Below are 14,551 nucleotides of genomic sequence, written 5' to 3' on the forward strand. Positions count from 1 at the left end.
TCGAAAACGGATCCTTTGAAGGCAGACACCGATGGCGATGGTTTAAGTGATAGTTATGAACTTAACACATCGAAGACAGATCCTTTGAAAGTGGACACGGATGGTGATGGTTTAAGTGATGGTGCTGAGGTGACAACGCATAAAACTGATCCGTTAAAGGCGGATACGGATGGCGATGGCTTGAGTGATGGCGCTGAGGTGACAACGCATAAAACCGATCCGTTAAAGGTGGATACCGATGGTGATGGTTTGAGTGATGGTGCTGAAGTGACGACGCATAAAACTGACCCATTGAAAGTAGATACGGATGGCGATGGTTTAAGTGACTATGATGAGTTAACAATCTATAAAACTGATCCATTAAAAGCGGATACGGATGGCGATGGTTTAAGTGATGGCGCTGAGGTGACAACGCATAAAACCGATCCATTAAAAGCGGATACGGATGGGGATGGTTTAAGTGATGGCGCTGAGGTGACAACGCATAAAACCGATCCATTAAAAGCGGATACGGATGGTGATGGTTTAAGTGACGGCGCTGAAGTGACTACACATAAGACCGACCCATTGAAAGTAGATACCGATGGTGATGGTGTTAATGATTATGACGAGCTGAAGGTTTATAACACCGACCCATTAACGGCTGATGCCGCTAATATTAAGTTGAAGTTATATCTCCAAGGTGCTTATGACTTTGCGGTTGGGTTAATGCGGGATGATTTGCGTAAGAAAGCTTATCTGCCGACAGAGCAACCGTATAATGTTTTGCCATTCAGCTATGCGGGAACGGAGGTCATAAACAAAACCTTATTAACCGCCTCGGACAGTACGGCGATTGTGGATTGGGTGTTGGTGGAGTTGCGCTCTAGTGCGGATAGCAAGACTATTGCAGCGCGCAAGGCCGCTTTAGTGCGTCGAGATGGAATGGTAGTGGATGCTGCTACGGGTGCTACAGCATTACGCTTTAGTGGTATTAGTTCAGGTAACTATTTTGTGTCAGTGCGTCACCGTAACCACTTAGCGGTTATGACGGCGGCGGCAGTACCGGTAAAAACAGTTGGCGACTTGGTTGATTTCACCTTACCCGCTACAACTAGCTATGGTACGGCTGCTCGCTATATCGATAAATTAGGTAAAACCGCTTATATGTGGGCGGGTAATGCGAATACGGATAACAACTTAATCGCTAATGGAGTAAATCAGGATACTGGTGTTGTATTCGTCCAGATTCTCAGTGCTCCTGCGAACACGGCTTTTAATAGTAACTATGTATTGACAGGCTATCAGATCGGCGACTTCTCGATGGATGGACAGGTTATCTTTTCTGGGCCTAATAATGATATTGATCTATTAGTAGGTAATGTGTTGAGTCATCCGGGTAATACACTCTACAACGCTAATTATATTATACGCGGCCAGCTACCTTAAAGCGTAGGTAATGGGGTTGGCAGCGAAAGTATTACTTTCGCTGCCAACCTAGGTATTCGGGGCATAGTCATTATAAAAAAGCATGTTGGTAAAATAATAATGAAAAAATTACTGAAGCAAACAGTAGCTGTGAGTTTTCTAGCGTTAAGCGGTTTGGTGTTTAGTGGGGAGGCATTGGCTGTAGCGGGCGGCGTAAAGTATAAAATTGCTTGGGACGACAAAGCCAATGTATATCGCGTTTATATGATACCAAGCAGTGTGCCATCACCTGATAAATTTATGTCAGCTCAAGTGACTATTCGTGTCCCTCATAGTGATACGAGCCCTTTTAAAGTAACGAATTTAACGGGCTTGCAAACGAACTCTTGGGAAGCTAGTTCAACGATAAAAGCCCCACCAGATAATCCAAATTATGATTATATTTCGTTTACACTGCCACAAGGAAGTTCAGTTAATTTTAATTGGCAGCCACCAACTGAATTGGAGGTGTTTAATTTCACAAACAGTGGGGATTGCCTCGGACCCATTGCTTTAATTAGTGATACCGATCCTTTTAACCTCAATACCGTAGATAATAATAATCCTGGCAACGAATTTAATAACTTTGGTTGGGATGGGGTAGATGGGAATGATTTCCTCGGGATTGAAGGGGGCGAGGCTAGTTGTAAAGCTGCGGTGGTCAATACCCCCCCTGTAGCTAAAGATATTAGTGCGACTGTACAAAGCGGATTATCAGTGGTGATTGATGCCTTACTAGAGGCTAGTGATATTGATAAGGATACATTAAGTCTTTCTTTACCTTCCACCAGCACCGCTAATGGTGGAACAATCGCTATTGTGAACGGTAAATTACAATATACGGCAAAAAGTGGTTATGTCGGAGCAGATACGTTTACGTATAAAGTTTCCGACGGAAATGGTGGCGAGGTGACCGCTAAGGTGACTATCGACGTGACTGCTAAGCCTAACACAGCACCCACAGCCAAGGATGTGACGGTTAGTGCAACACAAGATAGCCAAAATGTCCCGATCGATGTGCTTAGCAGTGCAGAGGATTTGGATAGCGACATATTGACGATTCAAGCGGCTGGTACCGCTAAAACCAGTGTTCAAGGCGGAACCATTACACTGAGTGGTAATACATTATTATACACCCCTAAAGCGGGCTTCACGGGGAGTGATAGTTTTAGCTACACCATTGCGGATGGGCGCGGTGGTACAGTGGTGGCGAAAGCTAATATCACGGTAGCCGCCAAACCCAATACTGCACCTGTAGCCCAAGATCTAACCGCAACGGTGCAATCCGGTGCTAGTGTGACGCTTGATGCCCTAGCGGAAGCGAGTGATGCAGACTACGACACTTTGACCCTCTCTTTACCAGCGACCACGACTACCAAAGGTGGTGTTATTGCCATTGTAAATAACAAGCTGCAATACACGGCAAAAAGTGATTATATTGGACCTGATACGTTTACTTATAAAGTCTCGGATGGTAAGGGTGGCGAGGTTACCGCTAAAGTTGACATCGAGGTCAGTGCAAAACCCAATAATTTGCCAGTCGCTGGTAGTGTCAGTGTTAGCGTAGCACAGGATAGTAAAGACAATGCAATAGATGTATTAGCAAAAGCCACCGATGTCGATGTGGGTGATACGCTCAGTATCAAATCTGCAGGACCAGCCACTGCTCAAGGAGGCATCGTCTCCATTAGTGGCAATAAGATTCTGTACACACCTAAAGCTGGCTTTAATGGTGATGATAGTTTTGATTATGTGATTGATGATGGGCGGGGGGGCACGGTAACAGCGACGGTTACTATCAAAGTGACCCCCCAAGCGAACACCTTGCCAAAAGTTTCTAATATTGAAACCTCAACTGCTTTTAATACAGCGGTTAGTATTGATGTCTTAAAAGCTGCCAGTGATACGGATGGTGATAGCCTAACTATTCATGCGGTTGATCCTACCTCTGCCAATGGCGGAACCGTCAGCATCAGCAGCGGCCAAGTGCTTTATAAGCCAAAAACAGATTTTTCAGGTCCAGACTCCTTTAATTTCAAAATTTCGGACGGCAAAGGCGGCATTGTTGAAGCAACAGTGAGCATCGTAGTCGGTATTAAAACTGCCAGCGGGCAAGTCGCTGTGCCAACGTTAGGTGAGTGGGCACAAATTTTGCTTGGTCTATTATTATCAGGTGTTGCTTTGTTAGGCTTCCGCAAGCGTCAACTCTAGGCTAAGTGCTGTAAATAGCTAATAATATTACATTTGTATTATTAGCTATTGACCTTACAAATTGTGGTACAAATACAACTTGCATTGATAAGAAGTGGCTTATAGTCTATGCCCTGAGCTTGTTACAAGCCAGTTACAATCAGTTTATTTAGTAGTCATCTCACTTAAAGTGGCGGTAAAACAACTAAGTAAATTTGATTTATTTTATTAATGGATAATTACAACAATAATAAATTTTGGTTGTTCTTGTGTAAACCAAATCAATTTAGAGGGACTTTGTATGAGGCTTTTTAAGGCTATTGCGGCTGTTGTTATATTTTTATTTTCTTCTATAGCCGTTGCTCAGGTTAAGAATTTTTCTTTTCAGGACATCTACGGCAAAAATCACCAATTTTCAGATTACCGTGGTAAGTGGGTGGTCGTTAATTATTGGTCGACCCAATGTCAGCCTTGCTTAGCAGAGATTCCAGCCTTAAAAAATATTGCACAACGTTATCGGAACAAGGTGGTCGTATTAGGTATGGATGCGGGCGAAACACCTGATGCGCAAATGCGTAGGTTTATTCGTGAAAAAGGGATTAATTACACCGTTGTTCCTACTCAAGACAGTACTATTTTTGCCTTAGGTTTAGTATTTGGTGTGCCAACAACTTATGTTATTTCGCCACAGGGCAAAATTGTCAATTCGAAAATGGGCGCCATTACTGAGCAAGAGCTGCAACAATATTTTGATCAAGATGCGCAGAATGCTAGAAACGATAAGACAAGTGACAAGCCAACATCTTGTGGTACAGCAGTTTGTTAAAGTAGTTAATTCATTGTTTTATGCTTGATGAGAAAAACCCGTGGAATACACGGGTTTTTTTATAGCCAATCGCTTGCCTAACGCAACTTCAATACCTGACCAGGGTTAATTTGATAATTCGGTGCTTGTAGTCCATTCATGCGAATAATATCTTTCCAGTAGACGCCGGTATTACGCATCACTTGAAAAACTGTATCACCTTTTTGAACGGTATAGCTATTGCCACCCCGATAGTTGCTAGGGGCGAAAGAGCCTGTGCTGCTGCCAGTATTACCTGAATTACTAGGACGAGAATTACTGCTGTTAGGTGTGCTCGCATAGTAGTCAAAGCTACTGCCACCACCACTATTGTCATAATAAGGCGCAGGTGTTTTGGGTTGAGCTTGGTCGTAATAGCTTGAACCGCTACCAGTGTTACCACCGGTACCCCCATAGCTGTAATAACTATCGTTAGTTTGGGCTTGACCACCAGTGCCGCCTGTATTACCCGAGTAGTCAAAATAGCCGCCTGTTCCACCGGTATTTCCAGCACCATCATAAGCACCGCCATCATAGGAGGTATCGCCGCCATTCACTGGCGGTTGGTAGGGCTGTGGCTGAGGAGGCCTATAGGTGTTATTGTTATTATTAATGGGTGGTCTGGTATTGGTACCCGTACCCGTTGGACGAGTACCGTAATTACTACCTTGTTGTCCACCCCCGCTAGAAGTACCACCTGCTGTACAACCTGTATTTGGATGGGTATGTCCTAAGCCTTCAGGGGGTAAGGGATGGGTATGAACACGTCCGCAGTGTGAGTGGGTTACGCCACCATCATTGTTGCCGGGGCGTGGGCCATAGCTATTCTGATTGTAGTTTCCTTGCCCCCAACTACCACCATAATTCCCACCCGAGCTTCCACCGTAGCTCCCACTAGAGCCTCCACCGTAGTTGCCACCATAATTACCGCCGGTAGAGCCGCCACCAATCGCGTGTGTATGATTCAATCCACCGGCTGGTAAGGGATGTGAATGAACCTTTCCACCATGTGAGTGTGTCACGGAGTTTTTAGTCGGGCCTGTATAATTTGGAGTAGTTGATGACGACGAACCGGTTGAAGTTTGATTGTTGTCATAGGGTGAATAGGCTGAAGGCGCACATGCTGTGGTCGTTAGGGCAACGACTGAGCATAACGCCAGTAGCTTAATGGTTCTTTCCATGGATTACACCTGTATTATTAAGACAGTGATGATGAAGGCAGCCGCTATGATCCATCTTAGCCACTGGATATCGGACGGTCATAACGGCGATTTTAGGTATCAGCCAAGCCAACAACGCTGAAAACCTGAAAAATCGTGCTCCCTGCCCGATGATGGAGCTAAAACTGAATAGAATCAAGGCTACTAATAGCAAGCTGGCTACAATTATTAAGATTTGCTCGGGAATATAGGCTGAGCCAGCATCCATATATTACCTAACTCCCTGTTAATTACTTAGATCTACAATGAGGCTTTAAGCCCCACTCTAGCCCTATTAAAAATGGTGTTTTGGCCACCAAAAAACTTTAAATGCCCATCCAATAACGTTTTACTCTGCTTCAAAGGAACAAAAATTTACCTAAAACTTATTTATCAGCATCTTTGATGAAACACTTATTTCCGCCCAGTTCTTTTCTTGGTCTAAACTCAGACTGAAAAGTTTCATGATAAACGGTGATTTTACGGTATTAAGCGGTAGATTGCCTAACAAAAGGCACAAATTGAACAGGGTCATAGGTTTCAGTGCGATAAACGGTATTAAGCGGTAGATTGCCTAACAAAAGGCACAAATTGAACAGGGTCATAGGTTTCAGTGCGATAAGATGATTCCGTCGTGCGTGTAATAACCTGTAAAAATTGCATTGCTCCTTGCTTACCTGTTGGAATGACTAAATGTGCGCCGACAGCCAATTGCTCCAATAAAGCAGGCGGTACTTCCTCAGGTGCTGCGGTTACGATGATTGCATCAAAGGGGGCTTCGTGCTTTAGACCCCAACTTCCATCGCTTAGCGAAGGGCGAATCGTGCGATACCCCAAAGCCCATAATAAATCACGTGTAGGGCGAAACAATGCTTCAATGCGTTCCACGGTGAAAACTTTGGGGATGAGTGCCCCTAAAATGGCGGCTTGATAACCAGAACCAGTGCCCACTTCTAAGACTTTTTCTAAGGGTCTTTCACTCGCCAATAATAATTCGGTCATGCGTGCAACAATAAAAGGCTGTGAAATCGTTTGACCGTGTCCAATGGGTAAGGCTACATCTTCGTAGGAACGACTGGCCAGCGCTTCATCGACAAAAAGATGGCGTGGTGTTTTGCGGATGACCTCTAAGACTTTTTCATTACTAATGCCACGTTCACGTAAGGCAGCCACCAAGCGATCTCGAGTACGCTGTGAGGTCATCCCGATGCCTTGCACATCTAATTTTCGTTCACTCATAGAAGCATCTTATCCATTGATCCATTGCTGCGTTAAGTCTATGGCTTGATAACGCGTTAAGTCACTGTGAAGAGGGGTTATTGACACATAATGATGCTGTACGGCATGAAAGTCGGTGCCTTCTTCCGCATCCGCAGCATCCCCCGGTGGTCCCACCCAGAAAATTTCTCGGCCACGCGGGTCTTGGCTTCGAATAACGGGGTGCGATTGGTGGCGTTGACCTAAGCGGGTGACTTTGAAACCTTGTACTTCATGCCACGCACAATCCGGAATGTTCACATTCAGGATTAAGGGCGGGCGTGATAAATGCGGCTGTAAGCGTTCTAGCAAATATAAAACAGCTTGAACAGCGGTATCTAAGTGCTGAGTCGTTTTTGCATTTAACGAGACCGCCAAGGCAGGATAACCCAAGTGACGACCTTCCATAGCTGCTGCCACGGTTCCGGAATATAAAACATCATCACCTAAATTAGGCCCAGCATTGATACCAGAAATCACTAAATCGGGTGGAGTATTGTACAATCCGGTTAGCCCAAGATGCACACAATCAGTCGGTGTACCGTTGGTACTATAAAGCTTGTCAGCCTGTTGTGTTAGGCGTAAAGGTCGATCTAAAGTGAGCGAGTTGCTTGCGCCACTGCGATCTTGATGGGGCGCTACCGTTAAAATGTCATGTTGATGCTGTAAGGCGTCGCGTAGTGCGGTTAAACCGGGTGCGAGATAGCCATCGTCGTTGCTGAGTAATATATTCATTGTCTTAGGTTGCACACAGGAGGAAAGCACATGAAGAAAAATGACCCCCTCTGCATTCCTAAAGGCGAGTCTGATTTATTCCGCGAGTCTATGCAGGATGTCACGCCTATGCAACCGCCGAATCAAGCGCAACTTCATATTCCGAAGCCACCAGCTATTCCCGTAAAAACTCTTGAAGATGAACAGCAAGTCTTGCTAGATATGTTTTCGGATGAATATGACCCGACCGAAATCCAGCCCGGCGATGTATTAAGTTATTTACGGGCGGGGATTCAACATCGAGTATTTAATAAATTACGGCGCGGGGAATATCGCATTGCTGCCGAATTAGATTTGCACGGGCTCAATGCGCGGGAAGCAAGGATGTATCTGGCAGAGTTCTTGGTGAGAGTTTATCCCTTGCAAGGTGAGTGCGTGCGTATTATTCATGGCAAAGGTAATCGTTCCGATCATCGTGGCCCGATTTTAAAAACCAAGGTGAATCATTGGTTGCGTCAGCACGATCGTGTCTTAGCCTTTCATTCTGCACGTCCAGTGGATGGTGGCACAGGGGCTGCTTATGTGTTGCTGAAGCGTTAAGAATGACATGGAGTGGCAGGCCACTAGGATTTAGGTATTTAGCGGCCTGCCATGATTGTATTAGCTGTATTAGCTTAATAAGAGTTTAACTATCCGGATTCGCCTTAATTTGGTGAATCGTTAAATCCGCACCGTTATATTCTTCTTCTTGCGTAAGGCGTAAACCTAAGGTTTTCTTGAGTGCGCCATAAACTATAAAACCCGCTGTACCTGCAATAATAATCCCCACTAGCGTGCCAGTGAGTTGTGCGAAGAAACTGACGCCGCCAACGCCACCAAAACTTGGTAAGCCGAAAATACCCGCTGCAATACCGCCCCAAGCGCCACATAAGCCATGCAAAGGCCAGACGCCTAGCACATCATCGATGTGCCATTTATTCTGTGCTGCGGTGAATGCCCAAACGAAAATAAAAGCAGCGACAGCACCTGTGATTAATGCGCCTAAAGGATGCATCACATCAGAACCTGCACAGACTGCGACTAAACCGGCTAAGGGGCCGTTGTGTACGAAACCGGGGTCGTTTTTACCCGCTACAATCGCAGCCAGAATACCACCCACCATCGCCATTAAAGAATTCATTGCAACCAAACCACTAATCCCTTGAATTGCTTGTGCGGACATTACATTGAAGCCGAACCATCCCACACTTAAAGTCCATGCACCCAAAGCAAGGAAAGGAATACTGGATGGTGGGTGAGCGGACATAGGTTGGCCTTGTTTATTATAACGACCATGACGCGCGCCTAATAAAATGACCGCCCCTAAGGCAATCCAGCCGCCCATAGCATGAACCACCACGGAACCTGCAAAGTCATGGAATTTTACGCCGAAAACGGACTCCATCATGCCTTGGAAATTAAAGGTATCGCTCCACACCATGCCTTCAAATAAGGGATAAACTAAGGCGACTAAGCAGAAGGTAGCGATTAATTGGGGATAGAATTTGGCACGCTCCGCAATACCGCCCGAAATAATGGCTGGAATCGCAGCAGCAAAGGTTAAGAGAAAGAAAAATTTGACTAATTCAAAGCCATTTTTTTCTGCGAGTACCGATGCACTGTGAAAAAAGCCTACTTGATAGGCTACATAGTAGCCAATGAAGAAATAAGCAATGGTTGACATCGCAAAGTCAGCAATGATTTTGACCAAAGCATTAACCTGATTTTTATGGCGTACTGTGCCAACTTCCAAGAAGGCAAAGCCCGCGTGCATGGCAAGTACCATAGTTGCACCAAGCAGGACAAATAATGTATCTAGGGCATGGACGAGTTGCTCCATCGCGGAACCTCTTGCAGCAGTGAATATAAAAAAGTGCCTAATGATAACGAGAATGCTGTGTCTGAATAGTATGCAAATCCCAAACAAGGGGATTTTTTCTAAGTTCTTTAAATCTAAAACGTTTTTTGTTAAAAAATGGCACTAGGGTAGTGCATGTTTAAGGGTTATGTTCTATTTTGGTGAATGACGCGCTCTTTAAGGGTGCGTTTTTTCCTCCGTGGAGGAACTGAAAAAGATTAAGAATTTTTGTTGCAAACACCTATAATCAGCGCTTAAGAGTGTTAATTTATTTTGTTCATGAGAGGGTTTTTATGGATGCAACCCTGACATCCAAGCCGCGCAAAGAAATCACAGCGCGCCGCTTTCCTATGTCATCATTAGTTTTATTTTTAGCCGGTGTGTTATGGATCGCCTCGTTTGCCTTGACGGTGTTTAAAACCAATACGGGCGACATCCCCGGTTATTGGGTGTTCGCGATGGGCTGGCTGGGTTTTGCCATTTTTCAATTTGCGTGGTATGCCAACTTATTGATGTTGTTGGCGATATTTTTAATGTATAGCTCACCCTTACGTTCGGCCTTGGTTGCCGCCGTAGGCTTATTAGTAGCTACTCAGGCATTTTGGTTTACTTCTGTTCCCGGTAGTTCAGCCGAGTCCATGGTGATGGGCTATGGTATGGGTTTCTGGTTTTGGTATATCAGTATGCTATTACTCGGTGTTGCAGTGTTTTTTGGCAGTGATACGGTAGAACCGGGCGGCGCAAAATTAGATAAACCCATTGCGCCTCCTGTCGCGAAAGCGGCGGCATTGCCACCGGTAGAAGCATTGCCAGAAGCAAGAAAAGCGCCAGAACCTCCCGTATTGCGAGTGGTTAAGAATGAGTCAGGCGACCCATTCGTACAAGCTATAAATCCCCAGCCGCCCCACGCTTCATAATATCCTGAATAATTGTTTTAACTTTTACCGCCTCGGCATTGAGCTCGGGCGGTAAAGCTTTGCCACCATAAATCATCATATCCATATTCAAGGAATAAAGATGGTATTTGCCTGCTTTGTCTTGTACTAAAGCCACACGACAAGGCAGATACGCGGAAAAAGCATCGCTATAATCCACCATAAGCATGGCAGTTTGCGGATTACAGTATTGAAAAATTTTCAATAAACGTTGGGGTTTACCTGTTTCAAGCGCAACCTGTTCGGATAAAGGCAATTCGCCTACTGCTTTGATATTATGCTCATTAGCAGCTAGCTTCATGGATTCTTCAGCATCTGCTGGACTCACGCCATCTGCCAAAGACACTTTCCACACCGTGGCATCAGCACTAATCCCTGTCGCCTTTAGTTTCTGCCACATATCGGTATAGACTTCGCGTGCTTTGGGATCGAATTGATCAAACACAGCTAAATCCGCGCTCATGCTGCTCATTTGCCCCAATAATTTGCCGTATTTAACATAGCCAACACCAGCAGCAAGCAAAGCTAATACACCAATAAGCGCAAATAGGTTGCGGATGAAACTCATAACCAATACCTCGTGGATTATTGGGTTTTAATTTTTTGCATCAATCCAAATGATTTAACGAAGGGGCCTGCCATTTTAGGATTCTTAATCATGGCACCATAATCGCCGGTTTTGAATTTTAATTTACCTGTCGTATAAGCCAAACCCATCCCCGTTAAGCCGATACCTTTTTCTACCCACTTCATCCAGTCTTTGCGGTCTGCGCGCATGTCCCAATCGGGCTTTTCATCCACATAAGAACCCGCTCGTACACACATACCTTTTTCTACCACAAAGACACCGCGCGGTTTATCTTCATCTTTGAACCCACAAGTAATGACAGAATTAAAATCGATATCAGCCAGTTTGGCGCTGACTTCAGGGTCTTTATTCCATTGATCTTTTAGTTCATTCATCCAGTCAGCAGAAAATAATTCAGGCATAACACACGTTCCTCTCATCGCGGGTTAATTAAATAGGGTTTTTTTGACTACCTTCGGGTTATAGCGTGAGTATTTAAACTTGGCAATAGCTTAATGGGGATAGAGCAGAGCGCTGCGAAAAAGCTACGCTCTGCGGTGTGAACTCAGTAATGATTTAGAGTGTACAGGTTTTGGATTTTGCTTCGTTGCGTAAATCGCTGGCAATTTTAAATAGACTTTTTGCTTTATCACGATCCCCACTACGTGATTGGGCGGTTGCCTGACGCTCGACCTCTGCTAACTTTGCCTTTAGTTCGTTACAAAACGTGACACTGCCTGCACTAGCAGTACGCGTCGCTACAGAGCTGGAAGATGTGCTAGCCGAATTGGGGCGACGTGCTGGTGTCACGGTCACGCGCGTAGTGCTAGGCGTTGTGGTAACGCGCGTGGTGGCTGGCGTGACGCTAGGAATATCACTCGTAATCACGCTAATCACATCAGGTCGATTGAGAGGGGGGCGTGCTGGAGTGGCAGGAGCAGCAGGACGTGTATTGGTCACCGCTGGAGGGGTTCGATTCGGCACAGACGCTTGAGTACGCGGTGCTGGCGTTTGAGTACGTGGTGTAGCGGGTGGCGGTGTGGTTGGTCGTGCTGTACTGACTGAGGCCGCCGCTAATTTATTAATGCGTGTGGTATCAGGCGTAGAGATGGGGCCAGGTGTCATGCTTTTATAGCAATAATACGATGCGCCGCAATTGCTGGGGGCTGAAGTTGTGGTGGGTGCGGCTTGTGCCATAGCAGCTATAAAACTGCTACTGAGCAGCAAGCTGGCTACTAAACTGGGTTTAAACTGCATAGTCGATGCCTCGTCATTGGGATTTGCTAAAAAATAGCTAAGGGTAGCAAAATTTTTACTAGAGATACTCTATTTGGATGGATTCTAGGCTGCGTGGTTCACAGAGAATAGCGAATTTCTAGGAAAGTTTATGAATTGAGCTACTGAGATGCAGCAAAGCTAACATCTCAGTGCCTAGAGTTTGTTAAGCGCTGGCGGCGGCTACAGCAGCATCATAGTTGGGTTCTTGGGCGATTTCAGGGACTTGTTCGGTATAAGTCACCTTACCATCCTTAATCACAACCACGGCACGGGATAACAAGCCTTTTAATGCACCATCTGCAATCGTTAATCCATAATCTTGACCAAAACGAGGGCTACGGAAAGTGGATAAGTTGGTAACATTATTCAAGCCTTCTGCCCCACAAAAGCGGCTATGTGCAAACGGCAAATCCGCTGATACATTCAAAACGGTTAGGTTTTTCTCGCTCGCCAATGCATTAAAACGGCGGGTTGATTGTGCACAAACACCAGTATCAACGCTGGGATAGATATTGAGAATGAGCGTTTTACCCGCAAACTGCTCTAAACTCACGTCTTCCAATGTGGTGTTGGTCAGACTAAAAGCGGGCGCAGCGCTGCCGAGCGCAGGTAAATCTCCAACAGTGTGGATAGGGTTACCTTGTAGCGTGATAGTTGCCATAACATCCTCCTAGATTCATGGTTAACCGTGATGATGGTGTCCGCCAGGGCCATGCGCATGACCATGGCTTAATTCTTCTGACGTTGCCGCACGAATGTCCGTAATAGTCACATCAAAATTTAACGTTTCACCAGCTAATGGGTGGTTACCATCAATAGTAATTTGATCGCCATCGACAGCGGTAATTACAATAGTTTCCACGCCTGAATTAGTTTGAGCATGAAATTGTGCCCCGGGCACGACTTGGCTTGGATCTGCATTACCAAACATCGAGCGTGGCACGACTTGTGTTAAACTTTCATCACGCAAACCATAAGCATCTTGTGGTGGAATAGTGACTTGGATCCGATCACCTACTTGACGTCCTTCTAGCGCTTGTTCTAAGCCGGGAATAATATTATTGGCACCGTGCAAATACACAAATGGATGTTGTGCATCGGATTGATCCAGAACTTGGCCTTGAGGATTGGTCAGGATGTAGCGACAACTCACCACAGTATTTGGAGCAATATTCATTAAATTTTTCCTTGTAAGTTTTCTTAACAACGGCTCGCTGGGTGGCCACTTAGGTACTGATCATAACGATTATGACCCTCTGGGCTGGACTTAAAGCGCCGATGTGTCCACAGGTATTGATCAGGAAACTCCCGTACCTGCTGTTCAATAATCCGGTTAATACGGAGTGTATCAGTATGAACGGATTCCCCCGGAAAGTCTTCAAGCGCTGGTAAAAACCGCAGCAAATACCCTTGGGCTGTGCGTACCGAAAAAAATGGTACGACTTGCGCATGGCCTAAATCAGCGAGGCGAGTGGTCGCGGTATTGGTTGCAGCCTCCACGCCAAAGAAAGGCACGAAAACGCTATTTTTTTGGTTGAAATGTTGGTCAGGTGCATACCAAACAGCTTCACCAGCACGCAAGCTTCTCACCATTTGGCGAATTTCATCGCGGGAAATGACCTTACCATTATAACTAGCTCGAACGTTTGCAACGGCCTGTTCAATCACCGGATTTTGGTGAGGGCGATACACGAGCTGAATAGAAAAGGGTATATGGCCACGAATTAATCTGCCTGCAATATCAAGGCTCGTGAAATGCGCACTCAGTAGCAAAACGCCACCGTGCGCGTGCGCCTTGAGCAGATGCTCTAAACCCTCGACCTGAGCCAGAGGTTGTAAAGCTTTAGCGCGTCCCCACCAACTAAACGCCGCTTCCAATAATCCACGCCCTAGCGAAATAAAGTGAGCGCGATTGAGTGCGGTGCGCTCCGCCTCGGATAATTCAGGAAAAGCTAATTCCAAATTGACGCAACAGACAAAACGGCGTTTTTTGAGGGTATGAAACATGGCGAGGCCAAGCCATTTGCCTAGCGTCATTTGCCAGCGCCACGGAACTTGTGCCACGAGCCACAACACACCCAAACCTAACCAAGTCGGCCAATAGCGAGGCCGCCATAAGTTTTCGGAGTTAGGTGTAGAATCGCTCATGCCAAGGCTCGTTAAGTTTATCTAAGCAATTTGTTAGTTTAACACTAAGCGAGCGATGGCTTCACCAAAACCACG

General features: G+C 45.7%; 15 protein-coding genes. 5 read left to right on the forward strand and 10 right to left on the reverse strand.

Annotation, left to right across the window (positions count from 1 at the left end):
- The 3 genes from A3IE_RS22280 to A3IE_RS0116530 all read left to right on the forward strand — a co-directional run.
- A partial coding sequence (locus A3IE_RS22280) for a binary toxin-like calcium binding domain-containing protein (protein WP_020396738.1) occupies positions 1 to 1,428 on the forward strand: 1,428 nt, incomplete at its 5' end.
- A 99-nt stretch (positions 1,429 to 1,527) separates the two neighbouring features.
- The gene (locus A3IE_RS0116525) at positions 1,528 to 3,657 is read left to right on the forward strand and encodes an IPTL-CTERM sorting domain-containing protein (protein ID WP_020396739.1); all 2,130 of its coding nucleotides are present in this window, start codon (positions 1,528 to 1,530) and stop codon (positions 3,655 to 3,657) included.
- A gap of 280 nt (positions 3,658 to 3,937) precedes the next feature.
- Positions 3,938 to 4,462, forward strand: coding sequence for a TlpA family protein disulfide reductase (locus tag A3IE_RS0116530; RefSeq protein WP_020396740.1), 525 nt, complete (start codon positions 3,938 to 3,940; stop codon positions 4,460 to 4,462).
- A gap of 77 nt (positions 4,463 to 4,539) precedes the next feature.
- On the opposite strand, the gene A3IE_RS0116535 is transcribed toward A3IE_RS0116530, so the two are convergent.
- The 3 genes from A3IE_RS0116535 to surE all read right to left on the reverse strand — a co-directional run bounded on the left by A3IE_RS0116535 (position 4,540) and on the right by surE (position 7,671).
- Positions 4,540 to 5,661, reverse strand: coding sequence for a LysM peptidoglycan-binding domain-containing protein (locus A3IE_RS0116535; protein ID WP_020396741.1), 1,122 nt, complete (start codon positions 5,659 to 5,661; stop codon positions 4,540 to 4,542).
- A gap of 576 nt (positions 5,662 to 6,237) precedes the next feature.
- Positions 6,238 to 6,918 (reverse strand): protein-L-isoaspartate(D-aspartate) O-methyltransferase, encoded by a 681-nt coding sequence (locus A3IE_RS0116545; protein WP_020396742.1) that lies wholly within the window; start codon positions 6,916 to 6,918, stop codon positions 6,238 to 6,240.
- A gap of 9 nt (positions 6,919 to 6,927) precedes the next feature.
- On the reverse strand, positions 6,928 to 7,671 hold the full coding sequence (gene surE, locus A3IE_RS0116550) for a 5'/3'-nucleotidase SurE (protein ID WP_020396743.1): 744 nt from the start codon (positions 7,669 to 7,671) through the stop codon (positions 6,928 to 6,930).
- Positions 7,672 to 7,701: 30 nt separating this feature from the next.
- On the opposite strand from surE, the gene A3IE_RS0116555 reads away from it, so the two are divergent.
- The gene (locus A3IE_RS0116555; protein WP_020396744.1) at positions 7,702 to 8,250 is read left to right on the forward strand and encodes a Smr/MutS family protein; all 549 of its coding nucleotides are present in this window, start codon (positions 7,702 to 7,704) and stop codon (positions 8,248 to 8,250) included.
- 85 nt (positions 8,251 to 8,335) lie between these two features.
- Here A3IE_RS0116555 and A3IE_RS0116560 read toward each other — a convergent pair whose 3' ends face one another.
- Positions 8,336 to 9,529 (reverse strand): ammonium transporter, encoded by a 1,194-nt coding sequence (locus A3IE_RS0116560; RefSeq protein ID WP_020396745.1) that lies wholly within the window; start codon positions 9,527 to 9,529, stop codon positions 8,336 to 8,338.
- Between the two features lie 311 nt (positions 9,530 to 9,840).
- Here A3IE_RS0116560 and A3IE_RS0116565 point away from each other — a divergent pair, with 311 nt between their 5' ends.
- On the forward strand, positions 9,841 to 10,464 hold the full coding sequence (locus A3IE_RS0116565; protein WP_020396746.1) for a hypothetical protein: 624 nt from the start codon (positions 9,841 to 9,843) through the stop codon (positions 10,462 to 10,464).
- Here the strand turns inward: A3IE_RS0116565 and A3IE_RS0116570 are convergent.
- The 6 genes from A3IE_RS0116570 to lpxL form a co-directional block, all read right to left on the reverse strand.
- A complete protein-coding gene (locus A3IE_RS0116570; RefSeq protein WP_020396747.1) occupies positions 10,433 to 11,050 on the reverse strand; it encodes a DUF302 domain-containing protein in 618 nt (205 codons plus the stop codon). The genes A3IE_RS0116565 and A3IE_RS0116570 overlap by 32 nt on opposite strands.
- Before the next feature lie 17 nt (positions 11,051 to 11,067).
- A complete protein-coding gene (locus tag A3IE_RS0116575) occupies positions 11,068 to 11,472 on the reverse strand; it encodes an SCP2 sterol-binding domain-containing protein (RefSeq protein ID WP_020396748.1) in 405 nt (134 codons plus the stop codon).
- A gap of 154 nt (positions 11,473 to 11,626) precedes the next feature.
- On the reverse strand, positions 11,627 to 12,307 hold the full coding sequence (locus tag A3IE_RS0116580; protein WP_020396749.1) for a hypothetical protein: 681 nt from the start codon (positions 12,305 to 12,307) through the stop codon (positions 11,627 to 11,629).
- Positions 12,308 to 12,491: 184 nt separating this feature from the next.
- Positions 12,492 to 12,989, reverse strand: a complete 498-nt coding sequence (tpx, locus tag A3IE_RS0116585; protein WP_020396750.1) for a thiol peroxidase — start codon at positions 12,987 to 12,989, stop codon at positions 12,492 to 12,494.
- A 21-nt stretch (positions 12,990 to 13,010) separates the two neighbouring features.
- Positions 13,011 to 13,505 (reverse strand): FKBP-type peptidyl-prolyl cis-trans isomerase, encoded by a 495-nt coding sequence (locus A3IE_RS0116590; RefSeq protein WP_020396751.1) that lies wholly within the window; start codon positions 13,503 to 13,505, stop codon positions 13,011 to 13,013.
- Positions 13,506 to 13,528: 23 nt separating this feature from the next.
- Positions 13,529 to 14,476 (reverse strand): LpxL/LpxP family Kdo(2)-lipid IV(A) lauroyl/palmitoleoyl acyltransferase, encoded by a 948-nt coding sequence (gene lpxL / locus A3IE_RS0116595; protein WP_020396752.1) that lies wholly within the window; start codon positions 14,474 to 14,476, stop codon positions 13,529 to 13,531.
- Between the last annotated feature and the right edge of the window lie 75 nt (positions 14,477 to 14,551).

This window comes from Thiolinea disciformis DSM 14473 (assembly GCF_000371925.1).
In the GTDB taxonomy this organism is placed as follows: Bacteria; Pseudomonadota; Gammaproteobacteria; order Thiotrichales; family Thiotrichaceae; genus Thiolinea; species Thiolinea disciformis.

Excerpts from the sequence above, each read along its gene's own strand:
- A3IE_RS0116525 (WP_020396739.1), top strand. The coding sequence starts at position 1,528 with ATGAAAAAATTACTGAAGCAAACAGTAGCTGTGAGTTTTCTAGCGTTA.
- A3IE_RS0116530 (WP_020396740.1), top strand. The coding sequence starts at position 3,938 with ATGAGGCTTTTTAAGGCTATTGCGGCTGTTGTTATATTTTTATTTTCT.
- A3IE_RS0116535 (WP_020396741.1), bottom strand. The coding sequence starts at position 5,661 with ATGGAAAGAACCATTAAGCTACTGGCGTTATGCTCAGTCGTTGCCCTA.
- A3IE_RS0116545 (WP_020396742.1), bottom strand. The coding sequence starts at position 6,918 with ATGAGTGAACGAAAATTAGATGTGCAAGGCATCGGGATGACCTCACAG.
- surE (WP_020396743.1), bottom strand. The coding sequence starts at position 7,671 with ATGAATATATTACTCAGCAACGACGATGGCTATCTCGCACCCGGTTTA.
- A3IE_RS0116555 (WP_020396744.1), top strand. The coding sequence starts at position 7,702 with ATGAAGAAAAATGACCCCCTCTGCATTCCTAAAGGCGAGTCTGATTTA.
- A3IE_RS0116560 (WP_020396745.1), bottom strand. The coding sequence starts at position 9,529 with ATGGAGCAACTCGTCCATGCCCTAGATACATTATTTGTCCTGCTTGGT.
- A3IE_RS0116565 (WP_020396746.1), top strand. The coding sequence starts at position 9,841 with ATGGATGCAACCCTGACATCCAAGCCGCGCAAAGAAATCACAGCGCGC.
- A3IE_RS0116570 (WP_020396747.1), bottom strand. The coding sequence starts at position 11,050 with ATGAGTTTCATCCGCAACCTATTTGCGCTTATTGGTGTATTAGCTTTG.
- A3IE_RS0116575 (WP_020396748.1), bottom strand. The coding sequence starts at position 11,472 with ATGCCTGAATTATTTTCTGCTGACTGGATGAATGAACTAAAAGATCAA.
- A3IE_RS0116580 (WP_020396749.1), bottom strand. The coding sequence starts at position 12,307 with ATGCAGTTTAAACCCAGTTTAGTAGCCAGCTTGCTGCTCAGTAGCAGT.
- tpx (WP_020396750.1), bottom strand. The coding sequence starts at position 12,989 with ATGGCAACTATCACGCTACAAGGTAACCCTATCCACACTGTTGGAGAT.
- A3IE_RS0116590 (WP_020396751.1), bottom strand. The coding sequence starts at position 13,505 with ATGAATATTGCTCCAAATACTGTGGTGAGTTGTCGCTACATCCTGACC.
- lpxL (WP_020396752.1), bottom strand. The coding sequence starts at position 14,476 with ATGAGCGATTCTACACCTAACTCCGAAAACTTATGGCGGCCTCGCTAT.